The sequence below is a fragment of the Nocardia sp. NPDC060255 genome (assembly GCF_042727395.1).
Taxonomy (GTDB): domain Bacteria; phylum Actinomycetota; class Actinomycetes; order Mycobacteriales; family Mycobacteriaceae; genus Nocardia.
This window is the reverse complement of sequence record NZ_JBHXAU010000001.1, coordinates 884445-909899: the sequence shown is the minus strand read 5'-3', so window position 1 is coordinate 909899 and position 25455 is coordinate 884445. Positions and strand designations below refer to the sequence as shown.

The window sequence follows — 25455 nt, the reverse complement described above, 5'->3', positions numbered from 1 at the left end:
GCGACTAACCTTTGGTAAGGCCCCACCTCAAAGTAAGCTCTACCCGTGAAGGTAGGTTCCCTGGTCAACAGCTCGCCCGACACCACACGGCACGCAATATTCGACACCGATTGCCCCGGGCGCACCGTCCTCGACAAGCTGACCAGCCGCTGGGGCGTGCTGATCCTGTCCGCCCTGCGTGACGGACCGATGCGGTTCCACGTCCTGCGCGACCACATCGGCGGCATCAGCGAGAAGATGCTGTCGCAGAACCTGCGCACCTTCACCGACTACGGCCTCACCGACCGCACCGTAGAACCAACTACCCCACCGAAAGTCACATACTCGCTCACCCCGATGGGTATGGAAGTAGCGGAACGATTGCACAGTCTGCTGGACTGGGTAAGCCGCAACGGTGAGGCGATCGTGAAGTTCCAGTCAGGGAGGTAGCACGATGAGCAGGTCCTACTCGCGCGCCGCGGTCGGCGCGGCCACCTTCGCGGCCGCGACCGCCACCGCCGTACTGGCCGGACCACCGGCCAACGCCGAGGTCACCGGCGTCAGCGTCGACCTGGGCTCCGAGGGAATCGTCACCGGCTGCCACTACCGAGTGACCGCCACGGTCACCGACGCCTCCACCGCCCCCGGCACCGTCTTCTTCTGGCTCTCCGGCGGCGTAATCCCCGGCAACGGCGAACGCCTCCCCGGCGACCCCATCCACCACCCCGCCAACAACACCGTCACCACCACCTGGACCCCCACCCACACCGGCCCGCAAATCCTCACCGCAATCCAAAGCGTGCCAGGGCAATACACGTCAACGAAATTCACCACCATCAACGTCGAAGGCACCGGCCTCTACACCGGAAGTTCTTGCATCAAAACTGGATAGGGCGCGCCCGGTACGGCGCGGGTCAGCGCAGTATTCGATACGTCCGCACCACGCCGATCGAACCGATCAAGCAGTAGCACCCGACGAACAGCGCGTTCTATCAAATAGAAAAAGCCCCTCACCTGGGTGAGCAGGTGAGGGGCTTTGGCGGTGCAGCGAATTGACGGCGAAGCATGCCCGGGTTCGGCGTGTTGGTTACGCTGGTGGGCGTGGGCGAGAAGTCAGGACGGCTGCGGATAAGGGGGCTGGTCATGGTAGCTCGTTGGGTAGCATGACTGTCCGGTGACTTTCTTGGGGAGCGCTGCTTGGCCCGAGTAACCTTTGTAGCTCTGGCATAACCATTTTATCGGCTTGCTGCTGCTGTCCGGCTCTTTTATTACAAACTTTTTGAAGGTGATCTTCCCGGTTTCGGGCGCGTCGTTAGCTGCTACACAGTCGCTTCCCTCAATTATCGAGAAATAGGTATCGTGCAACCCTTTTCCCGCCAGTCCGCCCGAGCAAGTGTAACCGGGCAAAGTGTTCCAGGCTTCGTCGTCGTAGCGTTCGGCATGAGCAGTCGGTGCGATCACGGCTGCAACGGCAACTGTCAGGATGGACGCGGCGGCGAAGGCGGTTATCCGAGCTGGGCTGACACGCATGGCAGTTCTCTCTGATATGTCAGGTGCCCATGCAGCCGGACTAGCTGCGGGAGGAGCACGGAGGTCACTGCTTCCGTATTCGATCCTGCGGGCAGTCCGGATGGGAACCACTTAGGCACCGCCGCATAGGAGGGGGTACGAGGGCGCGCCCACGACGTGCACCCACCGCTGCTGGGACGATGAGCCAGTAAACGAGAACGGAGCGCCCGTCCTGTACGCCATCGTGACCGGTGCACGAGTCGCCCAAGACGTCGACAAGCTGATCGTCCTGGCGCACGCAGACGGCTGGGATGTATGCGTGATCGCCTCACCGAACGGCCGCCGATTCATCGATACCGATGCCCTGGCAGCGAAGACCGGTCACCCCGTGCGAAGCGAGTACAAAGATCCCGATTCGCCGGATGTGCTTCCGCCTGCCAACGGAATGATCGTTGCGGGCATTGATCAGCTTTCCACCCGTGCGCGACGCAGTACACAAGCCGTACAAATTGGCAAGCCCTATGCCAACCGTCAGGGCTTCGACCGGGGGAGGGGACTACCGCCCCGTCATCAAAGCGTAAGACTCACGAATCACGCTTGTTCGATGGTTTGCGGTGCGACGATCAATGTGCGTCGAACGACGGCGTGAACGGCCAGCAGAACGAGGGACCGCGATGACCAACGTAGAACAACCCTCTGAATCTCTTCCGGACGATCCAGCCACCACCGAAACGGAGGTCCCCACCCCAAAGCCCAAGAGCTCCAGGACCTTTCAGGTCAACACTGGGGATCAAGGCGAAGATTTCTATATCGCCGACACGAGCAACCACCGGGTCCGCTAGCTCATCATGGTTGGGATGGTCGCGTCAGTTCCGTTCCAGCCCAGCGTTTCGGAATCAGGCAAGGCGACGGCATAGAAAAAGCCCTTCACCTGTCGGAACAGGTGAAGGGCTTTGGCGGTGGCGGAGGGATTTGAACCCTCGGAGGGGGGTTACCCCTCACACGCTTTCGAGGCGTGCTCCTTAGGCCGCTCGGACACGCCACCGCCGACAACCATACCGGAACGGGAGCTGATCGCTAAATCGCCTGGGCAGCGGCGGGAGTGGTGTGACTTGACGCACGGAAGGGGCTCCTGACGCATGCTGCAGCTTGCGTCAGGAGGGTGGATCGTGCGTTAAGTCGGGTCGCGGTGGGTGCGGAAGAAGGTGTCTAGGAGGGTGGCGCAGTCGGGTTCGAGGATGCCGCCGCGGACTTGGGGGCGGTGGTTGAGGCGGCGGTCGCGGACTACGTCCCAGAGGGAGCCTACGGCGCCGGTTTTGGGTTCCCAGGCGCCGAAGATCAGGCGGGAGACGCGGGCTAGGACTAGGGCGCCTGCGCACATGGTGCAGGGTTCCAGGGTGACGGCTAGGGTGGCGCCTTCTAGGCGCCAGCCGTCGCCGTGGAGTTGGGCGGCTTGGCGCAGGGCTAGGACTTCGGCGTGTGCGGTGGGGTCGCCGAGGGCTTCGCGGGCGTTCGCCGCGCGCGCGAGTTCCCTTCCGGTGGCGTCGAATACGACGGCACCGACGGGAACGTCGCGGGGGTCCGCTTCGGCGGCCGCGGCGATCGCGGCGCGCACCATGTCGGCGTCCGAAGGGAGGGGCACGTCAGCGGGGGAGCTTGTCCAGCACCGCCGAAAGTTCGTCGGCGAAGCCGAGGCGTTGGGCGATCATGCCGAGCTGCTCGTCGGGGTAGAGGTCGGTGTCGGCGAGGATGACGCTGAGCACCGGCTCGGGCAGCCCGAGATCGGCGAGGACACCGAGGTCGCCCTCTTCCCACGGCTCGATGTCGTCGAGCTCGTCGGGGTCGATGTCCGGGATTTCCACGTTCAGGGCGTCAAGTACGTCCGCGGCGATGTCGTAATCAATGGCGGCGGTCGCGTCCGAGACCAGCATCCGGGTGCCGCTGGGCGCGGGCCGGACCACGATGAAGAACTCGTCGTCGATGTCGAGCAGGCCGAACACGGCACCCGAGCTGCGCAACGCCTTCAGTTCGTTTTCCGCCGCGGACAAATCCGTAAGGGCTTCCTGGCTCAGCGGGCTGCACCGCCATTTGCCTTCTTCGCGGACAACCGCCACTGCGAACCCTTCTACGTCGTCGTAATCATCCGACGCCGCCCTATTCGTGCCCGAGCGCTGTGCTGCCATGGCCGCAACGGTAGTCTGCCCGAGCCGAAATGTTGAAGTCGTATGCCAATCTGTTCAGGTGACTTCTGCTGGGAAAGCATCCGTCTGTGTCCTCGGAACCGGCTTGATCGGCGGTTCCCTGCTGCGTGCCGCCGTCGGCGCGGGCTATGAAGCCTGGGGATTCAACCGTTCCGCGGCAGGTGCGCAGGCCGCACGGGCGGACGGCTTCGACGTCACCGAAGAGTTGTCCGCCGCGCTGACCCGGGCCGCCGAGGCGGACGCGCTGATCGTCATCGCGGTGCCGATGCCCGCGGTCGCGCATATGGTCTCCGCGATCGCCACGTTCGCGCCGCGCTGCGTGCTGACCGATGTGGTCAGTGTGAAAGCGCCGGTCGCCGAGGCGGTGCGCAAGGAAGGCCTGTCGGCCCGCTATGTCGGCGGCCATCCGATGGCCGGTACCGCCGAATCCGGATGGGCCGCCACCGATTCCGAGCTGTTCCGCGATGCCGGGTGGGCGGTCGGCGTGGACGAGGGCACCCATGTCCAGGCGTGGACCAGGGTGGTGCGACTGGCCCTGGATTGCGGCTCGGTGGTCGTGCCGGTGGTCGCGGACGAGCACGACCGCGCGGTGGCCCGGATCTCCCATCTGCCGCACGTGCTGGCCGAGGCGCTGGCCTCGGCCGGTGCGGCGGGCGGCGAGCTCGCCCTCGGGCTGGCGGCGGGTTCCTTCCGCGACGGCACCCGGGTCGCGGCGACCGCCCCCGATCTAGTGCGCGCCATTTGTGAACCCAATTCCGCGGCACTGCTGGCGGTGCTGGAGGAAACGCTCACGGTGCTCGGCGCCGCCCGCGACAGCCTGCGCGCGGACAATTCCCTGGCCGATCTCGTCGAAGCCGGACACGATGCCCGCGAACGCTACGAAACCGCGCGACGATGGGAAATCACCGATATCCACCCCGGTGACCACAATTGGCTGGCGAACTTGCGGGAGGCCGGGCAGCGCGGTGGGGTTATCACCCGGTTGAACTGAGCCCGGTAAACCGAATTGTCAGATGCGTTCGGCCAGGCCCGGGTAGTCGAGCAGGAAGCCGTCGGCATCGACGGTGACGGTCGCGCTGGAGACCGGGGAAAGCACGCTGATGCCGTCGGCGGCCGCACTGTAGGTGAGGCTGGCTTCCTGGACCAGCAGGTCGGGCAGGCGCACGTAGACGACCGGGACCTGGACGTCGTGCACCGCGTGCTGCAGGTCGAAGCGGCGGATCGGCAGCGTGTTGAAGAACGGGCTGAGCACCACGTCGACATCGAGCGCGCCGGCGAAGGTGGAGCGCACGTGGCTGCCGCCCGCGTCGACCAGCCAGTAGTTCTCCTCGTCCCTGGCGATGGACGCGTGCCGCTCACCCGCCGCCGTGGTGGTGCGCAGCGAGAGCCGCTTCGTCGCGCCGCTCTCGTCGGTGACCAGGTCGTAGGACGCGCTGAACGCCGGGTGGTCGTCGCACGCGCCGCCGATCATGCGACCGGCGGCGCGGATGCGATTGCCGTTCAGCGTCACGCGGACCGACTCCATCCGGGACGCGTTGTGCGCGCGCCAGGTGAGAATCGCCGGCCACCGGGAGGCCGGCGGCGTCTCGGGGCCAGAGGCTTGGCTCTCGGGGGCTGGAGTCGTCACGTATCTACCGTAAGCGACACCGAGCCGTACCCCGCACCACACCAGCCCGCATCACACCAGGGATTCTCGCCAGGCCGCGTGCAGGCTGGCGAACCGGCCGGTGCCCGCGATCAGCTCGGCCGGGCTGCCGTCCTCGACAATGCGGCCGGATTCCAGGACGAGCACCCGGTCGGCGATGGCCACGGTGGACAGCCGGTGCGCGATGATCACCGCGGTCCGATCGCGCAGCACCGTCTCGAGTGCCCGCTGCACCAGCCGCTCACCCGGGATGTCCAGGCTGGACGTGGCCTCGTCCAGCACGATCACCGCGGGGTCGGCCAGGAACACCCGGGCGAACGCGACCAACTGCCGCTGACCGGCGGACAACCGGCCGCCGCGCTTGCGCACGTCGGTGCCGAAGCCCTCGGGTAGCGCCCGCACGAAGTCGTACAGCCCGACCGCGCGGGCCGCCGCGAACACCTCCTCGTCGCTCGCGTCCGGCCTGCCGAGCCGGATGTTGTCGGCCACCGAGCCGGAGAACAGATAGGACTCCTGAGTGACCATCACGACATTGCGGCGCAGATCGGCGTCGGCGATCCGGCGCAGATCGACCCCGTCCAGCGTGACCGCGCCCTCGGACGGGTCATAGAACCGGGTCAGCAGCTTGGCCAGCGTCGACTTACCCGCGCCGGTGGCACCCACCAGCGCGACGACCTGTCCGGCCGGGATGTCCAGCGTGAACTCCGGCAGCACCTGACGCTCGGCGCCGTAACCGAACGACACCCGATCCATCAGCACCGCGCCGCTCGCCTTCGCCACCGGCGTCGGGTCGGCCGGCTCGGCCACCGAGGGCTCTTCCTCGAGCACGCCGGAGATCTTCTCCAGCGCCGCGGCCGCGGACTGATACGAGTTGAACACCTGCGCGAGTTCGTCGAGCGGACCGTAGAACTCGTTCAGGTACAACAGGTATGCCGCGAGCACACCGACCGCGATGTGCCCCTCGATCACCTGCCACGCGCCGACCACGATGATGATCGCCGTGGTCAGGTTGCCGAGCAGCCTGCTCAGTCCCGCGTAGTCGCCCATGCCGCGCATGGCCTTGGTGGTCGCCTGCTGATAGTCGCTGTCCTCGTGCGCGAGCACCGACTCGTTGCGCTGCTCGCGGCGGAACGTCTGCACCGCGCGCATGCCGCCCATCGACTCGACGAACTGCACGACCACCTTCGCGATGGCGCCGCGGGTGTGCCGGTAACTCGCGCGCTGCCTGCGCTGCGCCCAGCGGGTGACGAACACCAGCGGCACGAAGCCGATCAGCACGATCGCGGCCAGCGTCAGATCCAGGTAGATCAGCAGCACCGCGATGGTCAGCACCGAAAGGATCGCGCTGAGCGCCTGATTCAGCGCGCCCTCCAGCAGCTCCTGCAGCGTCTCGATGTCGCCGGTGAGGCGCGCGACGACCTTGCCCGAGGTGTACTTCTCGTGGAAGGCGACGCTGAGCCGCTGCATGTGCGCGAATGAGCGCACCCGCAGGTCGAACAGCACGCTCTGGCTGAGCTTGCCGGACACCCGCAGGAACAGGAACGTGGTCAGCCCGCCGAGCAGCACCGCGGTGAAGTACCCGCCGACCGCCCAGGTGAGCGGCGTCCAATTCCCTTTGCGCCCTTCGCCGATGCCGTTGTCGAGCCCGTGCGCGATGAACAGCGGCGCGGACACCATCGCGGCGTTGTCCACCACGATGAGCACCAGCGCGAGCGCCGCCAGCTTGCGGTACGGGCGGACCAGGTCGAGCAGCAGTCGCCGGGATCGCCCGGCCAGCACCAGGTTTCCGGCCTGGGTGACCTCCTTGTCCTCGCTGGCGATGCCACGCCAGTCGGCGGCCTCGTCACGAGGCTCGGACGAATCCTTGTCGATCACAACGTCTTTTGACGCGACCGTCTCCGTACTCACTGCTGTTCACCTCCCATCAGTTCGCGATATCGGCTGCTGCTGCGCAGCAATTGATCGTGTGTGCCCTCTGCGACGATGCGGCCATCGGCCAGCACCGCAACCCGGTCGGCCAGCGCCGCCGTCGAGGGTCGGTGCGCGACCAGCAGCGTCGTCGCGCCGGCCAGCACGGTGCGCAACCGTTCCTGCACTCGCTCTTCGGTTTCCACGTCGAGCGCGGACAACGGGTCATCGAGCACCATGATCCGGCTGCGGGTCCCCTCGCCCGCGCCACTCAACACCGCGCGGGCCAGCGCGAGTCGCTGGCGCTGACCGCCGGACAGGCTCAGACCCTGCTCGCCGATCCTGGTGTCCAGGCCCCACGGCAGGTTGTCCACGAACTCGGTGGCCTGTGCGACGTCCAGCGCGCGCCGCACATCGGCGTCGGTGGCGGACGGGTCGCCGAGTGCGACGTTCTCCCGCACACTCGCCGAGAACAGCACCGGCTCCTCGAACGCGACCGACACCAGCGAGCGCAGGTCGGCCAGGCGCATGGTCGCTATGTCGATGCCGTCGATGGTGATCACACCGCCGGACAGGTCGTAGAGCCGCGGAATCAGGTTGAGCAGCGCGGTCTTTCCGTTACCGGTCGCGCCGACCAGGGCCACCGTCTCGCCGGGTCGAATCTTTAGCGAAACATCTTGCAGCACTTCGCTTTTCGCATCCGGGAAGGCGAACTTCACGCCATCCAAACGCAATTCGCCCAGCACCGTCTGCGGCAGCTCCACCGGATCGGCCGGATCTGCGATGTCGACCGGGGTGTCGATGATCTCCCAGTACCGATCGCCCGCCGTACGCGCGTCGTTCAACTCGGCGAGTAGGAAGCCGGTCCAAATGATCGGCCACTGCAGGAAGTTGGCGAGGGTGATCGCCGCGACCAGGGTGCCGAGCGTCATCGAGCCCTGCGCCACGGCGTAGCCGCCGTAACCGAGCGCGAACGCGATGGCCAGCTGCGGCATGCCGGTCATGGCCGACCACAGCCGCGCGTCCAGGCGCACCTTGAGCAGTTCGGTCTGCTGCAGTTCGCGCGACTGGGCGAGGAACCGGCCGCCGAAGAACACACCGCGCCCGAACGCCTTCAGCACGCGCACGCCCTGCGCCGACTCCTCGGCGGTGGTGGCCAGGTCGCCGGACTGGTCCTGGGACCGGCGCGACGCGACCGAATACGCGCGCTCGAACCGAACGCAGATGTAGGTCAACGGAATCGCGATGATCACGAAGATCAGCCCGATCTGCCAGTTCAAGGCGAGCAGCACGAGCAGGCCGACCGGGATCAGCACGAGGTGGATGATCAGGAACGGCCCGGCGAACGCGACGAAGCGGCGCAGGGTGGCCATGTCGTCGACCGCGCGAGACAGCAGCTGACCCGACTCCCAGGAGTCGTGCCGCCCGATCGCCAGCGACTGCAACTTGCGGAAGATCTTGGCGCGCATGGTGATCTCGACCAGCGTCGCCGGCTTGGATACCAGCCAGCGGCGCCCCCACACGCCGGCGGCTTCCAGCACGCCGAGCGCGAGCACCAGCGCGACCGGCGCGAACACGCCGGCGAAATCGCGGCGTGCGATCGGTCCGTCGATGATCTTGGCGATGATCAGCGGGATGACAATCGCGGTCAGCGAGGAGAGCACGGCCAGGGTGGTCGCGCCGAGCAGCGCGCGCCGGTACGGGCGCACGTACGGCCAGAAACGCCGCAACGATTGCAGGCGGCCCGGCGCGGGCGCGCCGGACCGCTCCGGTCTGTCGGCCTCCGGATCGGCCGTTGCGACGTCCAGTGCAACTGACAAAGCTCCCCCTACAGGTCTGTGGTTGGCGGTGTCGAGAACAGGGACACTCGATGATGTTCGCATCGAGGTCCGACACTTCAGGGTGGCAGTATTACCCGATTCAGCCAACCGGTTTTCCGGGCTTGACGATTCCCCGTAACCCGTGTTCGTGCTGGAAATCACCGCTTCCGCGCAGGTCGCACCCACCTTCATCCACCAAGCAAACAACCTGAAGTAACCTCGAGGTCAAGGGTGCCGGGACAGCAAACGACCTCGGCGCCCAGATCCTGGGCGCCGAGGTCAGTGAATTCGAGTATTCGAACGAGGTTCGCCCCTAACGGATCCCCGCGCTCTCGGACTCCCGCTCGACGGGTGCGTCCGGGAAGGCCTGCTGCTGGTATCCGCCGCGCAGCGTGCCGTCGAGATACGCGGTGCGGCAGGCGCGGCGGGCGATCTTGCCGCTGGAGGTCCGCGGAATCGACCCCGCGGGCACGAGCAGCACATCGCGCACGGTGACACCGTGCCGCTGCGAAACCGCCGCCCGCACCGTATCCGCGATCGGCTCGGTTTCCAGCTTGCCCGCACCGGTGTTGCGCTCGGCCACGATCACCAGCTGCTCGGAACTGTCGTCGGCGTCGAACCGCAATCCGGAGTGACTGTCCTTCGCGAACACCAGCGCCGGAAGTTCGTTGGCGGGCACCGAGAATGCCGCGACGAAGCCGGGGCGCAGCGCCGTGCTGGATTCCTGCGCCGAGAACTCCAGGTCCTGCGGGTAGTGATTGCGCCCGTCGACGATCACCAGGTCCTTCACCCGGCCGGTGATGTACAGCTCGCCGTCGAGGTAGGCACCGTAATCACCGGTGCGCATCCAGTTGGCGTCCTCGGCCGTGCCCTGCGCGTGACTGCCCTCCGGCTGGCGAGCGGCCAGTTTGGCCCGGAAGGTGGCTACGGTCTCCTCTGGCTTGCCCCAGTAACCGATGCCCATGTTCTCGCCGTGCAACCAGATCTCGCCGACCTCGCCGTCCGCCCGCTCGACGCCGGTGTCCGGATCGACGATGGTCGCCCACTGCGACAACGCCACATACCCGCAGGACACCTGGGCGATGGAGTTGTCGGCGCCCTGCTCGACCTCGAGCATCCGGCCCGAATTCAGTTGGGCGCGATCGACATACACGACCCTGGCCTCGTCCTCGGCCTTGGTCGCCGAGACGAACAGCGTCGCCTCGGCCATGCCGTAGCAGGGCTTGATCGTCGTCCTCGGCAGCCCGTACGGCGCGAACGCGTCATTGAACTTCTTCATCGACGACACCGACACCGGCTCGCTGCCGTTGATCAGGCCGATCACATTCGACAGGTCGAGTTCCTCGCCCGGCTTCGGCTTGCCACGTGCCGCCGCGTGCTCGAAGGCGAAATTCGGTGCCGCGGCATAAGTTCCGGCGCCGTCGGAGGCGGCGGCCAGTTCTTTGATCCAGCGATATGGGCGGCGAACGAACGCGCTCGGCGACATTATGGTGATGAATCCGCCACCGACGGTCGGCAGAATCACGCAGAGCAGGCCCATGTCGTGGAACAGCGGCAGCCAGGTGACGCCGCGCGAATTCTCTTTGACACCAATGGCATCGATCATCTGCAGCAGATTCGTGCCGACGGCACGGTGCGTGATCTCCACACCCGCAGGCGTTCTGGTGGAACCGGAGGTGTATTGCAGGTAAGCGACGCTGTCGATATTGATATCGGGCCGCACCCACATCGCGCCGACGCTGTCCGGAATCGCTTCCACCGCAATAATCCGCGGCCGTTGCGCCGCGGGCAGATGCCGGAAGAAGTTCCGCACACCGCCCGCCGCGGCGCCGACCGTGAGGATCGCCGCGGGCGTGCAGTCGCTGAGCACCGCGGTGAGCCGGTCGGTGTGCCCCTGCTCCTCCGGGTCGAACAGCGGGACCGCGATATTGCCCGCGTAGACGGCCGCGAAAATGGAGACGACATAGTCGAGCCCCTGCGGTGCCAGAATCGCGACCCGGTCGCCGGGCTTGGTCACCTGCTGCAGCCGTGCCGCAACGGCCCGTAGCCGGACGCCGAACTGCCGCCAGGTCAGCTCGTGGTACTCGCCGTCGCGTTCCCGCGAATAGTCGATATAGCGGTAGGCGAGGTCGTCGCCGTTCTCCGCGCTGTGCTTGTCGACGAAGTCGATCAGGGTCTTGTCACCGCGGATTTTGATATTGCCCTGGTCGTCCAAATAGTCGTCGAAGGTCTCGTCGATCATCGCCTTATCCTTTTGCCAAAGCACGCACACAGGCCGTGCAGTTACACCGAACACAGGTCGATAACGAAGCGTCGGGAAGGCTAGCAGGTGCGCAGCCTTCCGACGCTCAGTACCGCCCGAAGGCGATCGCTACGTTGTGCCCGCCGAAACCGAACGAGTTGTTCACGGCGTAATCGATCCGACCCGGCCTGCTCTGGCCCTTGACGACGTCGAGGTCGATTTGCGGGTCCTGATTGTCCAAATTCAGGGTGGGCGGCACAATGCCGTCGCGAATGGAGAGCACGGTGATCACCGACTCCAGCGCGCCGACCGCGCCGATCGAATGACCGAGTGCCGACTTCGGCGCGTAGACCGAGGTGTGGTTGCCGATCGCCGACGAAATAGCCTGCGCCTCAGCGGTATCCCCGATCGGCGTGGCGGTGGCGTGCGCGTTCACGTGGGTGACATCGTTTTTCGTCAACCCGGCCTTCTCGATCGCCCTGGTCATCGCGCGCGCCGCACCCTTGCCCTCCAGGTCGGGCGCGACCAGGTGGAAGGCGTCGGAGGTGATGCCGGCCCCCATGATTCGCGCATGGATCGTCGCGCCGCGCGCCTTGGCGTGCTCCTCGGTCTCGATGATCATCATCGCGCCCGCCTCACCGAACACGAAGCCGTCCCGGTCCTTGTCGAACGGGCGCGACGCGCTCTTCGGATCGTGATTGCGGGTGCTCATCGCGCGCATCATGGTGAACGCCGCGATCGGCACCGCCTGGATGGAGCCCTCGACGCCGCCGGTGACGACCATGTCGGCGTCGCCCATCACGATCATCTGCCAGGCGTTCGCGATGGCCTCCGAGCCCGAGGAACAGGCCGACACCGGCGTGACCACACCGGCTCCCGCGCCGAGCTCGATGCCGACGCAGGCGGCCGAGCCGTTCGGCATGATCCGCTGCACGGTGAGTGGTGAAATCTTGCGGTAGCCACCGTTTTTGATGCGGTCGCGCGCGTCGATGATGTACTCGCCGCCGCCTAGACCGGTGCCGATGGCGACGCCGAGCCGGGTCTTGTCGACCTCGGGGCTGCCCGCGTTGCGCCACACCTCACGGCTCAGCACGGTGGCCATCTGCTCCACGTAGGAGAGGGTGCGCGCCTCGACCCGGGTCAGGCTCTCGGCGGGTGAGACCTTCAGGTGCCCGCCGATGCGGACCGGCAGCTCGAACTGCTCGATGAAGCTGTCCTCCAGGACGTCGATGCCGCTCTCGCCGTTGAGCAGGCCCTTCCAGGTCGAGTCGATGTCGCCCGCGATGGAGGTCGTCGCCGCCAGGCTGGTCACGACGACGTTGGGAAAGCTCCTGTTTTTCGAAGGTATCTGCATGTTCGCTCACTTTCCCTAGCGTGACGACTAAGAAATTTGTCGAGCTCAAAACCTTTGTGGAGCATTTGCATTTCGCATGCGGACGCGCCGCCTAACACGTGGGGCGGCATCCGCGCGTATAGCGCTGGAGCGCAGGCAGATCAGCCTGCCGAGCCTGTCATCAGGGCCGCACACTTGATCGGCCGATGAGCATTATCGAGCAGCAGCAGACCGATCATGTTGCTGACACGCGGACGGTACCAGGCCACTGTTGCGATCGCTGCGTCGCGCCGTCATGGCGTTGTTCGCGGACGACACCCGGCAACTCGAGTAACCTCTCCCCGGGCACGGGGCGACGTCGGCGGCGTCTCGACCGAGGACGCGAGGAAGGGACAGTCGGTGACGGGCGCGCGGATGGTCGGGCTGTTCGCCGGGATCGGCGGGCTCGAACTCGGTCTCGGCCGCAACGGCTGGCAGACCGAGTTGCTGTGCGAAATCGATGCGGGCGCGCAGGGGGTGCTCGGCGCCCGTTTTCCCGATGTACCACTGCATTCCGACATCACCAGCCTGCGCGCGCTACCGGCGGGCACCGAGTTGGTCGCGGCCGGATTTCCCTGCCAGGACCTGTCCCAGGCCGGCCGCACCGCGGGCATCACCGGAAAACGGTCCGGCCTGGTCGACGAGGTGTTCCGGCTGGTGCGGCGCAAACGCGGTCCGCGCTGGCTGCTGATCGAGAACGTGCCGTTCATGCTGCAGCTCGGTCGCGGCGCCGCGATGCGGCACATCACCACGGCCCTGGAGGAGCTCGGCTACACCTGGGCCTATCGGGTGGTGGACGCGCGTGCGTTCGGGCTGCCACAGCGCCGTCAGCGGGTGCTGATGCTGGCCTCCAGGACCGAGGACCCACGCGCAGTGCTGTTCGGTGACGACGCGGGACCGCGGATCGTCGGCGACGCCGAGCGCGATCCGTGCGGGTTCTACTGGACCGAGGGCGTGCGCGGGCTCGGCTGGGCGGTGAACGCGGTACCGACGGTGAAGGGCGGATCCGCGCTGGGCATCGCCAGTCCGCCCGCGGTGCGGCTGCCGTCCGGGGAGATCGTCACGCCCGGTCTCGTCGACGTGGAACGGTTGCAGGGCTTCGATGCGGAGTGGACCGCGCCCGCCGGTGAGGTGCCCGGCATCCGGCAGGGGCATCGGTGGAAGCTGGTCGGCAATGCGGTGAGTGTGCGGATGGCCGACTGGGTCGGGTCACGACTGTCCGCGCCGCGCGGCCTGGTCCCCGGCGACCTGCCGCTACCACCGGGAACGCCGTGGCCGGTGGCGGCTTGGGGGCACCACGGGGCGGCCTTCCGGGTTCCGGTGTCGACCTGGCCGGTGCACGAGCCGTACGAGGATCTACAGAATTTCCTGACCGATTCCCGGCTGCTGTCGGCGCGGGCGACCGCGGGATTCTTGCGGCGGACCGGCATGGGGAGCCTGCGGTTTCCGCCGGGCTTTCTCGACGATGTGGAGAGTCATCTCCATCGGATGGGTGGCTGGGCGGCATGAGCCGGCAGGCGGGTGCCGGGCCGGGAACATCCGGCGACGCGCCCGACGACGCATCACGATTTTCGCGCGATAGTCGACGGCCCACCACCGACGCGGCGACGAGTGCGCGCATGTCGCGGCAGCGGCGCAGCGGGACCAAGCCGGAGCTGGCGCTGCGCAGGGAACTACATCGGCGCGGGCTGCGGTATTTCGTCGATCGCGCGCCGATCCGCGGGCAGCGGCGACGCGCCGATCTGGTGTTTCCGCGGCTACGCGTCGCGGTCTACGTCGACGGCTGCTTCTGGCATCGCTGCCCGCAGCACGCGACCAAGCCGCGCAACAACGCCGAATGGTGGGCGGCCAAGCTCGCCGGAAATGTGGCGCGCGACCGCGCGACCGATGCGACGTTGATCGCCGCGGGCTGGCAGGTGATTCGCGTATGGGAGCACGAAGACGCCGTGGCCGCGGCCGATCGGGTGCAGGCCACGCTCAGGGCGGGTACTAGCGGCGGGACTTGACCCGGACCAACGTGCGTGGCGCGTGGGCCGCGAGGTAGCTCGATGCCACCATCACCGCCATCACGGCTATGCCTGCGACGGCTGTTGCGTAGCCGATCATGGGGACCTCCTCAGGAACGCTTCCCTCACAGCCTGTCCGTCGAACCTGACAGGAGCCTGTGCGCCGGTTGGCAATGACGTGTGTTTGATCCCATCCGGTCGGTGATCCCATGACTCCGCGCGCCCGCTGACCTACGGTTGATCATCGGTCCAGTGGGAGGTAGGAGAATGGATCCGTGACAGATAGCCAAAAGATCGCCGAACGGCGCGTGCGGGTGGCGTCCTTGGTGATCGCGGCGGCAATCCTGATCGCGGGAGTCTGCTACTCGTCCTGGGTGCTCGAGTTCGTGCTGAAGATCGACGTCGACCCGGTCAACTCGTTCCTCAGCGAGCTGGATGCCGAGGGCAAGCCGTATCGCGCGGTGTTCGCGACCGCCGACAAGATCGTCGGGGTCATGCTCATCCCCGCCGCGATCGGCGGACTGCTGCTCTTCCCGCGCCGCCGGTTCACCACGATCGGCTGGGTCGCGCTGTTCTGCTTCGGCGCCGCGACGATCGCCGATGTGTTGCTGCCCCTGAAGGACTGCACCGCGAGCGACAATGCGTGCGGCGGTGACAGCGAGCTTTTCCCGCAACTGCACCAGCCGCACGCACTGTCGAGCACCATCGCGGTCACCTCGATCGCCGTCGCCACCTTCGCGTTCAGCGTGGCCGCGTTCCGCTATCACCGCTGGCGGATCCTGCGCGAGGCCGGGCTGGTCGTGCTGGTGGTCGGGTCGGCGGCGACCGTGTGGATGCTGGTCGCCGACAACCTGCCCGGCAACTACGCGCTCGGGATCGCCCAGCGGATCCAGGTCGGTTCGATGTCGCTGTGGCTGATCACGTTGGCCGCGGCGGTGATTCTGGAAGGCCGGGAGTGGATCGACCCGGGCGACTAGCTACTTCACATTCAGCGTGACGGTGTGTTCGCCGGTCTTCGCGGGCAGCTTCGCGGTGTCGACGAAGAGGATCTCGCCGCTGTCCTGCACGCCGTTGGGCAGCGTCTTCGGCTTGAGCCCGAACGGCGGCTGGTCGCCCTTGCTGCCGAGCAGGCCGAAGTCGCTGTCGTTGGAGATGTAGAGCGTCTTGCCGCCGTCCAGAGTGGCGACGCCCTCGATCTTGTCGTGACCGAAGAACTTTCCGTCGGCGTCGAACTCCTTGACCAGACCGTTCAGATCGAGGTTCTTGGGCTTGGCGGCCGGGGTGATGCCCGCCTTGGTCAGCGCGGCGATGCCGTCGGTGGTCGAGACCGTGCCGACCAAGGTCTCCAGCGCCTTGCCGTCGATCAGGAGGCCGCCGTGTTCCGGATCGTACTGTGCGCCGGGCACCTTCGAGTCGGGGCCGACGTCGGTGGCGTTGGCGATGTCGACGGTCCACAGCTTCTTGTCCGCCTTGGGCGCCAGGTTGCCGTCGCGTTCGTCGACGAGGAAGGTGGTCGCGCTCAGCGCGGTGATCTCCGAGTCGGCGACCTTGCTGCTCTTCGGGTTCTCCAGCGGGACCACGAATTCCTTCTGCGCCTTCGTCTTCAGATCGACGGTGACGATGCGGGTGAGCGGTACCTCCTTGGCGGACCCGTTGAGGCCCGGCGTGTTCAAGGCGCTCTGCACGATGCCGACGAGGGTGCCGCCGTCCGGCGTGATGGTCAGGCCCTCCATGCCCTGGTTCGGTGTGCGCAGCGAAAGTTCCTTGGGCAGGCCGGATCCCGGGGCAAGACGCTCCAGTTCACCACCCTTGGCGTCGAAATGCACCAGGAACGGGCCGTATTCGTCGGACACCCAGAAGGTGCCATCGGGCAGTGCGACCAGGCCCTCCGGATCGAGGCCGTGATCGGTGGGCGGCAAGACATTTCCGGCGAGGTCCTTGATGGTTTCGCCGGTACTCGCGGCGACGTCGACCTGACCGTTGAACGGGACGCCCGCCGCGGTGTGCAGGTCGAGGCTGGACTGCAGCACCGCGCGGGTGCCGACCAGCTTGAACCGGCCGATCTTCGGCACGAAACTCGGTGTCGGGGAAAGCTTCTCGTTCTTACCAGGGCCGTCCACGTTCGGGCCGCGGTCGGTCAGCCCGTAGAACTCGTCCTTGCTGCCCGGCACCGGGGTCCAGGCCGAGCCGAAACCGCTGGCCTGCACCGTTGTTCCGCCGAACTCGCCCAGCGGCGGGATGTCGGTGGTGTACAGGCGCACCGCGTCGGTGGTGGTCACCTTGAAGCTGTCGGAGCCCATGTAGCCGGCGTTCGGTGTGTAGACGATCGCGCCGTCGACGCGACGGCTCAGCTTGCCGTGTTCCGGATCGGCGATACGGACGGCAGCGCTGCCGCCCGTCTTGGCGAGCAGGTCATCCAGGGAGATCACCAGCGGCTGGTCCATGGTCGCGGTGAAGTCCGCGGCCGAGTCCGACGATGAGCAGCCTGCGGCCAGTACGCCGACACAGAGCACGGCGACGGCGGTGACGCGAGGACGAGAGAGAGCTTTCACTGGGACTGCCTACCGCGCCGATCCGAAATCTGGCCGACGCGCAGGTGACAACTCGGTGCCGATCCCCGCCGAATCCTGGGCCATTGGGCTCCGCGATGCTGCGCGTGTGATGCTGACGCCATGACCACACGCGTGAACATCTCCTCCGGCTCCGAGTTCGAAGACATCGTCGGCTACAGCCGCGCCGTCCGGGTCGGCAACACCATCGCGGTCAGCGGCACCACCGCCTCGGTCACCGGTGGCAGCGCGGTCGGCGGCGACGATATCGGCGAACAGACCCGGGAAACCCTGCGCCGCATCGCCACCGCCCTCACCGACGCGGGCGCGAGCCTCGCCGACGTCGTCCGCACCCGCATCTTCGTCACCGACATCGCCCGCTGGCCCGAGGTCGCGAAGGCGCACGCCGAGGTCTTCGGCGACATCCGCCCGGCCACCTCGATGTACGAGATCAGCGCCCTGATCACCCCGGCCCTGCTGGTGGAGATCGAAGCCGACGCGATCGTCAGCGAGTAGGCCAGGCCCATCAGTCCGGCCGGAATCGTGTTGCCGCTGGCCAACGCCGTGACGATCCGAATCTGCTGCGGTAGCACGCATTCCGGGCACCTTCCTAAGCGACCCACGCCTCAGCGACTGTGAATCACACCACGTATGGTCTCCGGCCATGTCCAAACAACATAAGTCGACCAGGGCTGTGCTGGCCGTGGCTGCGACCGCGATTGCCGCGCTGACGGTCCTGGCACCCACGGGTTCCGCTGATCCCGCACCCAGTGGGACCGCGATCGCCAACAGAACGGTAGGCAAGCTCCTAATCGTGCCGCTGCCGGGCATTTACCGCGACACCTTCATGGACACGCCCGTCAATGTCCAGAAGATTTTCAAGCTCGAGGAGGCGTTTTGCACCACAGAAGAAATGGATGACATAACGCTGGACCTGCTCGACACCAACTACCGAGAAGCTCTGCCTGTCACGTTCGGGACGGCCGCTGACCCGGAGGATCCCATCAGTGAGGCCCGCGATCATGTCCTCAACACCAAGGAATTGACCAACGCGTCACGGTTGAAGCTCTGCAAACCCGAGGTAAGGGACGAGTATTACGCGCTGCTGACCGAACTGATCAACGCGGTCGAGGTGATGACACCCGTGCCCAAGGTCCGCGACGCCAAGAACGACAAGAACAGACAGAAAGAGATCGACTACATCTCGAAGCTCCGGGTCGGAGCATTCCGGGATGACATGTCGATCTGGCTCGACCCGAGCTTCGCAACCTGACCCGAAACGAGCTGCACGCCCCGGAACAGCACCGAGAGCATCAGTGCCTGATATCGAGCCCGGCTTGCCACGTTCCACCGGCGGGCCGGGGCCCGGATCGCTAGGGTCGCAGCTGTGACTAGTGCTGCTGCGGAAGATCCCGTCTCACTCGACACCCTGGCCGAGGCGACCGATCGTCTCCTCGACGCCATGCGCAAGCTGGGCGACAACGAGGCGGCCGAGGCGTCGCTGTTGCCGGGGTGGAGTCGCGGGCATGTGCTCGCGCATGTTGCCCGGAATGCCGACAGTCTGCTGAATCTGCTGTTGTGGGCGCATACGGGTGTGGAAATTCCGCAATACGCGAGTATGTATCTGCGGGACTTCGACATCGAGGCCGGTGCGCCTCGGCCTGCTGCGGAACAACTCGCTGATAACGAGGCCGCGGCGAAACGGTGGCTGGCACTGGCGAATTCGCTGACCGAGGACATCTGGCACGCGGAAGTTCGTACCCGGCAAGGGCGGCCGATTCCGGCCAGCGAAGTGCGGTGGATGCGGTTGCAGGAGGTGGAGATTCACCACGTCGATCTCAACGTCGGATACACCCCGGCGGATTGGCCCGTCGCGTTCGTCGCGCGGGTACTCGGTCAGGCGACCGTCGATATGAATCGAATCACCGCTGCCGCAACGGAACCGGTTCCGGCGTTCGCACTCCGTGCCACAGACACCGACTTCACCGGAATCGTCGGTGCCGACTCCCCCGGCAACACCATCGCCGGACCGGCCGCGTCCCTCGCCGCCTGGCTGCTCGGCCGTTCCGACGGTGCCGACCTGACCGGCGACTTGCCCGCCCTGCCCGCCTGGAAGTAGCTCATCGCGAGCGAAAAGCCCCGCCCCCATCGAGATTCGAGGGGCGGGGCGTTGCGGTCGCTCGTGTCAGCGAACGGTGAACTCGTAGGCGGGCCCGGCTTGATGGGGCCGGTCGGTCGTGGTGGTGATGCTGATTCGACCACGCCCGGTGGGGAGGTCGGCGCGCCCGACCGCGCCCGGGTTCGCCGGAAGTGCGAATCCCCAACCGCCGCTTACCAGGACGGGCACGGAACCGGAATCGCCGGTGTCGAGATTGCGCCAGTTCGCGAAGACGGTCACGGTGCACGGCGGGTAGACGAACAGGTAATGCTGGATTCCGTACCAAACGCTGGCGCCACCCGGGCCGCCGACGTCGGGACGGTTCCCCGCATTGCCGGTGATCGTCGCGAAGGTGAGTGGGTCGTAGCAGAGGGTGTTGGTGTAGCCCAGTTGGGTGCCGAGGGCGTCGTCTGCCGTGGCTGTCGCGTTGGTGGCGAGGAGCGCTCCGGCAAGCAGCGCCCCGACGATCGGTACTCGAACGAGCCAATTGCGGTGTCGCATAGTCTCTCCGTAGGTAAGCGGCGTCTGTTGAGCCGAGAGGTCAGCGGAAGGTTTCGTACAGGCGAGCGTCCGTGGCGATGCCGAAGTGTCCGGTGATGAACTCGTTGCACTCGGCCCTCGGGTGGGTCTGCGTCGCATCCATTTCGGGATGCGGGCCCGCGTAAGCGTTGCGCTGGCTCGATTGCCGGTAAGGGCCGACACCCACACCGCCCCGGGTGACGAAGACGCCGACGCAGTCGGCTTCCACCGTGAAATACCCGTCGCCGCCGGGACAGAAGCCGGTCGCGCCGGTCAGCGACCGATCGAGGACGCAGTCCCTCGGTTCGGCCGTGGCCGAACCGGCGGTGGCGACGACCGCGGCCGCCGCTAGGCCGAGGAGGGCCGAACTACTGATGATGCGGTGCCAGCTTGCTGTCATTCCGATCTCCGTTCGTTGGACCATCGCAGCAATGTATCGGCCGATTCCACCCGGAAGTTTCAGCTTCGCTGACCCCAATTCCATTGGCAGTAGCGCTAACCCTCGGGATAAAAGACGAACAGCGTGCACCCTGTCGTCGTCTGCGGAATATGCGAGGAACCCGCTGGGGCATGGATGAAGGAGCCTGCGGGATAGTCCCTGACCCCGTCGTTGAAGACTCCGGAAACCACGAAAACCTCCTCGGGCCCCGGTTCGTGCACGTCGATTCCCTGCCAGCAGGAGTTCGGGTCCATCTCGAGCACATACGCCTTCGCACCATTACCGCCGAGCCACAGCGAACGCGAGCGGATGCCGGGGAATATCTCACGAACCGGAGCGTCCTGTGCGTTCGACCATTCGTAGCCGGCCATGTTCAAGTCTGTTGTCATGCAGCCAGCCTCGCCGCACCGAGTGCCGCTGCCGAGTGTCAGAAATGACATCCCAGGGTACTTTTCTGCCATGCACCGTGTCGTCGCGCTAGTCCACCCGCCGCAGTCGACCTTCGAACTCAGTTGCGCGGCAGAGGTGTTCGGGATCGAACGCGGCGGGCTGCCAACGCGATACACCTTCAACGTGTGCACCGAACACCCCGGCCCCATCGCTACGTACGCCGGATACGCCATGTTCGTGACCGACGGGCTCGGCGCGCTCGACCAGGCAGACACCGTGATCGTCCCCGGCTGGCTACCTACCGAGGAAGCGCCCTCCCCAGCCGTCATCCGGTCCCTGCAACGTGCACACGACCGCGGCGCACGCCTGGTCAGCATCTGCTCCGGCGTCTTCGCGCTGGCGCACACCGGCCTACTGGACGGACGCCGGGCAACCACCCACTGGGCCCGAGCAGACGAACTGGCTGAACGCTTCCCCGCCATATCCGTCGACCGCGACGTGCTCTACGTCGACCACGGCGACATGGCCACCAGCGCCGGCGCAGGCGCAGGCATCGACCTGTGCCTGCACCTGGTCCGCACAGACCACGGAGCCGGCTACGCCGCACAGGTCGCCCGCAGCATGGTCATGCCGCCGCACCGCGAGGGCGGCCAACTGCAATACGCGGCACCCCCACACCCCACTCAAATCGACGGCTCACTGGCCCCACTACTGGAATGGATCACCGCCCGACTCAGCGAACCCCTCACCGTCGAGCACCTGGCCACCCAGGCCGCCGTCTCCCCCCGCACCCTCGCCCGCCGCTTCACCGACCAACTAGGCATCGGCCCCGGCCAATGGCTACTCGCCCAGCGAATCGCGGTCGCCCGAGAACTACTGGAAACCTCAGACCTCCCCCTGGACGCCATAGCCCGCCGAGTCGGCCTCTCCTCCCCCACCAACCTCCGAAGACGCTTCCTCCGCGCCCTCGGCACCACACCCGGCGCTTACCGCAGAGCATTCCGAACCGGCCCACGATAACAGCGGCCAAGGCGATTTCGAAGCGCAGAACCTTCCGTGGCACGCCCGGGACGTGTGGACCGTCCACGACTGGGACAGCCTGGCGTGGCAGCCGGAGGCGGCACTGGCGGGCGGCGTCAGGCGCGTTCACCCGAAGCCGACGGGCCGCCGATCCTGGCCCCGAATCGAGAACTGTGCGGCGTTCCTGGCGGGCGAAATTCGGCAGTACTTCAGACAATTACGTGCTGACCGACCCCAGCAGACCGATGCATGTTGGGCACCATATAGATGGGTGCAGAGCATTGGTCAGGAGGGAATGAGCCAGGGCCCCTGTGCACTGTCCGGTACGTTTTGGCCAGAACGGTATGTTTTGGCCGGTTCCAGGAAGTAAGTCCTACATGTCGCGTGTTCCCCCCATTTGGGGATATGCACATACATGTGGGGCGCAGGCGCGTCGAACCAGCATGTGGGATACATTGCAGTCCATAACGGGAGAGCGCGACAGCCACCCGAGCAGCGGATATGCCGTGTTATCGCTCACTGGGTCGATCGTTACCCCAGGTGGCGGGTGGTGGGAGTTGCAAGAACGTGCAATCCTGGAGGATGTCCGGTTCTCAACTGTTATTGGAGAAGACGAACCGTCCGGCTGGTACCTGGGCGGTCCGTCTCTCCACGGCTTGGGGCTAGCTGGCGATCTGAGTGATCAAGAGCGTCGTCCCTGAGCCGAAAACCATTCCGATTGTCATCGGAATTATCAGTTGAAGTCGGATCTGAAGAGAGACCTCGGCCGTGGCGCTACCATGCTTAGCGGCCGAGGTTTCCTTTTCTTTCAATTCCTTCTTCAATTCTTCAACTTCGTTCTGAAGTCGTTGAATTTCTTTCCTTCTCGAACCCATATCGTTCCTACCTTTTCTCGCGTGACCACAGTGGCCGAGCAGGTGCCGGACGGTGTCCGGAGCCTCCTCGACCAAGGTGGGCCAGCAGGAACGAACGTGGCAGTGAGACCGCCACCCGAAGGTAACGAGCTAATCACGACCACGCGGCACGAGTTTATCCCGTACGTCAGCACCAGGTTTGCGGGAGGTCCCGGTTTTCGGACTACACCCGATTGCGCTCGAGGGCAGTGGTATGCCGGAGGTTTGCTGAGAGAAGAGTTCCCGTTTCTGAAGTGACCTATATCACGTTATAAACGGTAATATTCTTTTGGAATGGCACGCGGTGTCAGTTTTTGACGATGCGCTGGTTTGATTACTTCGTGCACGTTGTTTGCAAGCATCAGCAGTTCAGATCTGGACATTGCCGATTAGTCAAAACGACACGCCGGGCGAAATTAAAACCATATGCTCGTCTTGCTATGCGCTTCCTGAAACTGGATAGCATTGCCAACACCGATAACAGTTCGCGAGCTGCCCGTTTCGAAAAATTCAAGATCGATCTGTCACGTGTTCCATTTCGAGTAGCACCCCGTCCTCGCATCTGGCATCCCGTTCGCAATATTGCGTTCGGCGGGCACGTCAGTCGGGGGCCGCCGCAGCGACTCATGTCGCGTGACACTATGCGGTGCGAGATGGTCGATATGTGGCACTGAGTGCCATATCTGACTGCCCTATCCCAGCCACTGGGAACGGGGCGGCGAGTGCCTAGTCGAAGTGTGCCGTGATGCTGGTGCTCGCGAACGGGCTATCCGCAGAACACACTGACGCCGACTCCGCCTCAGCGACCCTCGGAGGCTTCGTCGATTGCCGCGCGCGTTCGCTGGACGTCTGTTGGTCGGCCTGACCGCCCGGTAATGCCTGCTTATCGACGGTTGGTCGGTTGCACGGAATCTCTTAGGGCGTCTCTTCCATCGACGAGGCCGCAGAGTCCGTGGGCGGTGAGATACGCGTCGATGGCGGCTGTGGAATTGTTGCTGACCACACCGATGGTTCGGCCCACTACGGCAACATCGCGCATCGCAGCTGGAGTCGCGTCGGTTGACGTGGCAGAGCTCATCGCGTCCATGTCGAGCGTCGCTTAAGCGACGCTCGACGTTCCGGCGGTTGCAGCGTCCAGTGGAGATCTCGTAGCGAAGCACGTCGAAAGGATCTTTGGCTGCGGATACCTCGGCGGGGAGCGGCGGATCTAAAAGCACTGCAAGGTCTTTGGAGACTGCTCGGTCGATGAACCCGGCGAAGACAGCACAGATCGGGCCGTCGAAGTCGAAGAGCACACATGAGCGGTCGTGCAGTAGCTCGGCGAGACTCACGACGGCCGGTACTCCCGCGCAACGGACGAATCGCCGATCTTCCCGTCTCGCACGGGTGGTTGGCGCAGTCCGGCGAACTTCCCTAGGACATGGCGCGGTGCGCACGGCGAGACCTTCGCATGGGTGACACCGAAAATGTTCCGCAAGACTGCGACCGCGGTGATCACCCGTGAGTACGGCATAGGTCAGGCGGGTTTGCTCCTCGGCATCGGCGTAGTTCGAAGGTGGCCGAGGAGCACTACGTGGAACGGGAACTGTTGGTGCCCGACTCGCCGGGCGGCGTTGGAACCGTTCGCGGGTGCGCATCCAACTGCGGGGAAGTGTGGGATGGCGGCGAGATTGAGATCATGACGACAACGAGGACGCCGGTGAAACAATCAAAGCCCTGACAGTGGGACTGTCAGGGCTTTGATTCTGTGCGGCTGAAGGGATTCGAACCCCTAACCTTCTGATCCGTAGTCAGATGCTCTATCCGTTGAGCTACAGCCGCGTGGGTATTCAGTTGTGCCGGTTTCCCGGGTTGTGGCGGAGGCGAGAGGATTTGAACCTCCGGTCCCCGTGAAGGGACAACTCATTAGCAGTGAGTCCCATTCGGCCGCTCTGGCACGCCTCCTGGAGCCTTCTCTTCGAGGGCACCGGTCCTTTCGAACCGCCGAGCATGAAGATTACAGTAGCCCTTGTCCAGATCGCAAAACGGCTGGTTATCAGCGTAAGTTGCTGTCGAACCAGTCGAAAATGCGGGTCTGTGAGTCGACCAGGCCGTAGTCGTCCTCGGTGGCCGGATGGTCGGCGCGATGGCGGAGGCCGGGGTAGCTGACGACCAGGCTTGCCACGGCGGCACGGCCGGTCGCGTCGCGCAGTCGCTCGACCTCGACCGGCGGGGTGGCCGGGTCGTCGGTGCCGAAGAGGCCGAGCCAGGGGGCCTGCAGGTGTGGGGCGACCCGGACCAGGGCGTCGGCCTGATCGGTGAGCGGCTCGATGATGCCGGGTGCCGCGACGCTGACGGCCGCGCCGACCGGACGGTTGGTGGCGACGAGGAACGCGGCGGTGCCCGCGGAATCGAAGCCGAGCACGCCGATGGTGTCGGGGAACACACCGTGCCGGGTCAGCCAGTCGAAGCAGGCGTCGAAGTCGTCGAAGAGCTCGTCGCCGAACACCTCGACGACCGACTCGCGACTCGACCGATGGAACAGGTTGGGCGCGACCACCGTCCAGCCCTCCAGGGCCAGCGCGCTCATCAGAGCCAGCAGCGCGCCGGTGAACTCGCGGGCTTCGTGCAGCATCACGATGCCGCCGCGGGCATTGCCCTCGGGTTCGACCACGATGATGGGCACCTGGGTATCGGCGGCCCGAGGTGTCGCGTCGGTCGCAGGTCCCGGCGACCGGTCGTCGCAGCGCAGGGGGGCTAGGTCGTTGTAGGTGCCCGACATGAAACCAGCGTAGGGCGACTTGCTGATCTTCGGTAGAAATTGCT

Annotated in this window: 24 protein-coding genes and 3 tRNA genes; 11 read left to right on the top strand and 16 right to left on the bottom strand. The window is 65.8% G+C overall.

The window, feature by feature from the left end; all coding sequences use genetic code 11:
• Positions 1–45: 45 nt before the first annotated feature.
• Positions 46–429, top strand: a complete 384-nt coding sequence (locus ACFWF1_RS04215; RefSeq protein WP_379282926.1) for a winged helix-turn-helix transcriptional regulator — start codon at positions 46–48, stop codon at positions 427–429.
• A gap of 4 nt (positions 430–433) precedes the next feature.
• Entirely contained in the window at positions 434–871 is a 438-nt protein-coding gene (locus tag ACFWF1_RS04210) for a hypothetical protein (RefSeq protein WP_379282927.1), read from the top strand.
• Positions 872–1092: 221 nt separating this feature from the next.
• Here the strand turns inward: ACFWF1_RS04210 and ACFWF1_RS04205 are convergent, their stop codons facing one another.
• Complete coding sequence (locus ACFWF1_RS04205) at positions 1093–1509, bottom strand: hypothetical protein (protein ID WP_379282928.1); 417 nt, start codon at positions 1507–1509, stop codon at positions 1093–1095.
• A gap of 223 nt (positions 1510–1732) precedes the next feature.
• Between ACFWF1_RS04205 and ACFWF1_RS04200 the strand changes: the two genes are divergently transcribed.
• Positions 1733–2137: a hypothetical protein gene (locus ACFWF1_RS04200; protein WP_379282929.1), complete on the top strand. Its 405-nt coding sequence runs from the start codon at positions 1733–1735 to the stop codon at positions 2135–2137.
• A gap of 305 nt (positions 2138–2442) precedes the next feature.
• Here the strand turns inward: ACFWF1_RS04200 and ACFWF1_RS04195 are convergent.
• From ACFWF1_RS04195 to ACFWF1_RS04185, 3 genes are all read right to left on the bottom strand, one after another.
• Positions 2443–2533, bottom strand: a tRNA-Ser gene (locus tag ACFWF1_RS04195).
• Positions 2534–2662: 129 nt separating this feature from the next.
• Positions 2663–3106: a nucleoside deaminase gene (locus ACFWF1_RS04190; RefSeq protein WP_379283400.1), complete on the bottom strand. Its 444-nt coding sequence runs from the start codon at positions 3104–3106 to the stop codon at positions 2663–2665.
• Positions 3107–3131: 25 nt separating this feature from the next.
• Positions 3132–3671, bottom strand: coding sequence for a tRNA adenosine deaminase-associated protein (locus ACFWF1_RS04185; RefSeq protein ID WP_357379945.1), 540 nt, complete (start codon positions 3669–3671; stop codon positions 3132–3134).
• 58 nt (positions 3672–3729) lie between these two features.
• On the opposite strand from ACFWF1_RS04185, the gene ACFWF1_RS04180 reads away from it, so the two are divergent.
• On the top strand, positions 3730–4680 hold the full coding sequence (locus tag ACFWF1_RS04180) for a prephenate dehydrogenase (RefSeq protein ID WP_379282931.1): 951 nt from the start codon (positions 3730–3732) through the stop codon (positions 4678–4680).
• Between the two features lie 18 nt (positions 4681–4698).
• Here the strand turns inward: ACFWF1_RS04180 and ACFWF1_RS04175 are convergent, their stop codons facing one another.
• From ACFWF1_RS04175 to ACFWF1_RS04155, 5 genes are all read right to left on the bottom strand, one after another.
• Positions 4699–5316: a putative glycolipid-binding domain-containing protein gene (locus ACFWF1_RS04175; protein ID WP_357379947.1), complete on the bottom strand. Its 618-nt coding sequence runs from the start codon at positions 5314–5316 to the stop codon at positions 4699–4701.
• Positions 5317–5367: 51 nt separating this feature from the next.
• On the bottom strand, positions 5368–7242 hold the full coding sequence (locus ACFWF1_RS04170) for an ABC transporter ATP-binding protein (protein WP_379282933.1): 1875 nt from the start codon (positions 7240–7242) through the stop codon (positions 5368–5370).
• Positions 7239–9062, bottom strand: a complete 1824-nt coding sequence (locus ACFWF1_RS04165; RefSeq protein ID WP_379282934.1) for an ABC transporter ATP-binding protein — start codon at positions 9060–9062, stop codon at positions 7239–7241. The genes ACFWF1_RS04170 and ACFWF1_RS04165 overlap by 4 nt, the downstream gene beginning before the upstream one ends.
• 313 nt (positions 9063–9375) lie before the next feature.
• On the bottom strand, positions 9376–11304 hold the full coding sequence (fadD32, locus tag ACFWF1_RS04160; protein WP_379282935.1) for a long-chain-fatty-acid--AMP ligase FadD32: 1929 nt from the start codon (positions 11302–11304) through the stop codon (positions 9376–9378).
• Positions 11305–11410: 106 nt separating this feature from the next.
• The gene (locus ACFWF1_RS04155) at positions 11411–12658 is read right to left on the bottom strand and encodes a KasA/KasB family beta-ketoacyl-ACP synthase (protein ID WP_379282936.1); all 1248 of its coding nucleotides are present in this window, start codon (positions 12656–12658) and stop codon (positions 11411–11413) included.
• A 393-nt stretch (positions 12659–13051) separates the two neighbouring features.
• On the opposite strand from ACFWF1_RS04155, the gene ACFWF1_RS04150 reads away from it, so the two are divergent.
• From ACFWF1_RS04150 to ACFWF1_RS04140, 3 genes are all read left to right on the top strand, one after another.
• Positions 13052–14185 (top strand): DNA cytosine methyltransferase, encoded by a 1134-nt coding sequence (locus tag ACFWF1_RS04150; protein WP_379283401.1) that lies wholly within the window; start codon positions 13052–13054, stop codon positions 14183–14185.
• Positions 14182–14682: a very short patch repair endonuclease gene (locus ACFWF1_RS04145; RefSeq protein WP_379282937.1), complete on the top strand. Its 501-nt coding sequence runs from the start codon at positions 14182–14184 to the stop codon at positions 14680–14682. The genes ACFWF1_RS04150 and ACFWF1_RS04145 overlap by 4 nt, the downstream gene beginning before the upstream one ends.
• A 275-nt stretch (positions 14683–14957) precedes the next feature.
• Complete coding sequence (locus ACFWF1_RS04140) at positions 14958–15659, top strand: DUF998 domain-containing protein (protein ID WP_379282939.1); 702 nt, start codon at positions 14958–14960, stop codon at positions 15657–15659.
• Here the strand turns inward: ACFWF1_RS04140 and ACFWF1_RS04135 are convergent, their stop codons facing one another.
• A complete protein-coding gene (locus tag ACFWF1_RS04135) occupies positions 15660–17234 on the bottom strand; it encodes an esterase-like activity of phytase family protein (protein WP_379282940.1) in 1575 nt (524 codons plus the stop codon).
• Between the two features lie 120 nt (positions 17235–17354).
• Between ACFWF1_RS04135 and ACFWF1_RS04130 the strand changes: the two genes are divergently transcribed.
• The 3 genes from ACFWF1_RS04130 (at position 17355) to ACFWF1_RS04120 (ending at position 19350) form a co-directional block, all read left to right on the top strand.
• Positions 17355–17747: a RidA family protein gene (locus ACFWF1_RS04130; protein WP_379282941.1), complete on the top strand. Its 393-nt coding sequence runs from the start codon at positions 17355–17357 to the stop codon at positions 17745–17747.
• Between the two features lie 148 nt (positions 17748–17895).
• Positions 17896–18504 carry a hypothetical protein gene (locus ACFWF1_RS04125; RefSeq protein WP_379282942.1) on the top strand — a complete coding sequence of 203 codons (609 nt, stop codon included), beginning with the start codon at positions 17896–17898 and terminating at the stop codon, positions 18502–18504.
• A gap of 114 nt (positions 18505–18618) precedes the next feature.
• On the top strand, positions 18619–19350 hold the full coding sequence (locus ACFWF1_RS04120; protein WP_379282944.1) for a maleylpyruvate isomerase family mycothiol-dependent enzyme: 732 nt from the start codon (positions 18619–18621) through the stop codon (positions 19348–19350).
• A 66-nt stretch (positions 19351–19416) separates the two neighbouring features.
• On the opposite strand, the gene ACFWF1_RS04115 is transcribed toward ACFWF1_RS04120, so the two are convergent.
• The 3 genes from ACFWF1_RS04115 to ACFWF1_RS04105 all read right to left on the bottom strand — a co-directional run bounded on the left by ACFWF1_RS04115 (position 19417) and on the right by ACFWF1_RS04105 (position 20736).
• The gene (locus ACFWF1_RS04115; protein WP_379282945.1) at positions 19417–19890 is read right to left on the bottom strand and encodes a hypothetical protein; all 474 of its coding nucleotides are present in this window, start codon (positions 19888–19890) and stop codon (positions 19417–19419) included.
• 40 nt (positions 19891–19930) lie between these two features.
• Entirely contained in the window at positions 19931–20308 is a 378-nt protein-coding gene (locus ACFWF1_RS04110; protein ID WP_379282946.1) for a hypothetical protein, read from the bottom strand.
• 95 nt (positions 20309–20403) lie between these two features.
• Positions 20404–20736: a cupin domain-containing protein gene (locus tag ACFWF1_RS04105; protein WP_379282948.1), complete on the bottom strand. Its 333-nt coding sequence runs from the start codon at positions 20734–20736 to the stop codon at positions 20404–20406.
• Positions 20737–20806: 70 nt separating this feature from the next.
• Between ACFWF1_RS04105 and ACFWF1_RS04100 the strand changes: the two genes are divergently transcribed.
• On the top strand, positions 20807–21757 hold the full coding sequence (locus ACFWF1_RS04100) for a helix-turn-helix domain-containing protein (protein ID WP_379282949.1): 951 nt from the start codon (positions 20807–20809) through the stop codon (positions 21755–21757).
• A 2641-nt stretch (positions 21758–24398) separates the two neighbouring features.
• Here ACFWF1_RS04100 and ACFWF1_RS04095 read toward each other — a convergent pair.
• From ACFWF1_RS04095 to ACFWF1_RS04085, 3 genes are all read right to left on the bottom strand, one after another.
• Positions 24399–24471: transfer RNA gene (locus tag ACFWF1_RS04095), tRNA-Arg, on the bottom strand.
• A 33-nt stretch (positions 24472–24504) separates the two neighbouring features.
• Positions 24505–24594: transfer RNA gene (locus ACFWF1_RS04090), tRNA-Ser, on the bottom strand.
• Positions 24595–24685: 91 nt separating this feature from the next.
• On the bottom strand, positions 24686–25411 hold the full coding sequence (locus tag ACFWF1_RS04085; protein WP_379282950.1) for a dienelactone hydrolase family protein: 726 nt from the start codon (positions 25409–25411) through the stop codon (positions 24686–24688).
• Between the last annotated feature and the right edge of the window lie 44 nt (positions 25412–25455).

Coding starts and splice junctions, on each gene's coding strand:
- ACFWF1_RS04210 (WP_379282927.1), top strand. CDS start 434: ATGAGCAGGTCCTACTCGCGCGCCGCGGTCGGCGCGGCCACCTTCGCG.
- ACFWF1_RS04205 (WP_379282928.1), bottom strand. CDS start 1,509: ATGCGTGTCAGCCCAGCTCGGATAACCGCCTTCGCCGCCGCGTCCATC.
- ACFWF1_RS04190 (WP_379283400.1), bottom strand. CDS start 3,106: ATGGTGCGCGCCGCGATCGCCGCGGCCGCCGAAGCGGACCCCCGCGAC.
- ACFWF1_RS04185 (WP_357379945.1), bottom strand. CDS start 3,671: ATGGCAGCACAGCGCTCGGGCACGAATAGGGCGGCGTCGGATGATTAC.
- fadD32 (WP_379282935.1), bottom strand. CDS start 11,304: ATGATCGACGAGACCTTCGACGACTATTTGGACGACCAGGGCAATATC.
- ACFWF1_RS04155 (WP_379282936.1), bottom strand. CDS start 12,658: ATGCAGATACCTTCGAAAAACAGGAGCTTTCCCAACGTCGTCGTGACC.
- ACFWF1_RS04150 (WP_379283401.1), top strand. CDS start 13,052: ATGGTCGGGCTGTTCGCCGGGATCGGCGGGCTCGAACTCGGTCTCGGC.
- ACFWF1_RS04145 (WP_379282937.1), top strand. CDS start 14,182: ATGAGCCGGCAGGCGGGTGCCGGGCCGGGAACATCCGGCGACGCGCCC.
- ACFWF1_RS04130 (WP_379282941.1), top strand. CDS start 17,355: ATGACCACACGCGTGAACATCTCCTCCGGCTCCGAGTTCGAAGACATC.
- ACFWF1_RS04125 (WP_379282942.1), top strand. CDS start 17,896: ATGTCCAAACAACATAAGTCGACCAGGGCTGTGCTGGCCGTGGCTGCG.
- ACFWF1_RS04115 (WP_379282945.1), bottom strand. CDS start 19,890: ATGCGACACCGCAATTGGCTCGTTCGAGTACCGATCGTCGGGGCGCTG.
- ACFWF1_RS04110 (WP_379282946.1), bottom strand. CDS start 20,308: ATGACAGCAAGCTGGCACCGCATCATCAGTAGTTCGGCCCTCCTCGGC.
- ACFWF1_RS04105 (WP_379282948.1), bottom strand. CDS start 20,736: ATGACAACAGACTTGAACATGGCCGGCTACGAATGGTCGAACGCACAG.
- ACFWF1_RS04100 (WP_379282949.1), top strand. CDS start 20,807: ATGCACCGTGTCGTCGCGCTAGTCCACCCGCCGCAGTCGACCTTCGAA.
- ACFWF1_RS04085 (WP_379282950.1), bottom strand. CDS start 25,411: ATGTCGGGCACCTACAACGACCTAGCCCCCCTGCGCTGCGACGACCGG.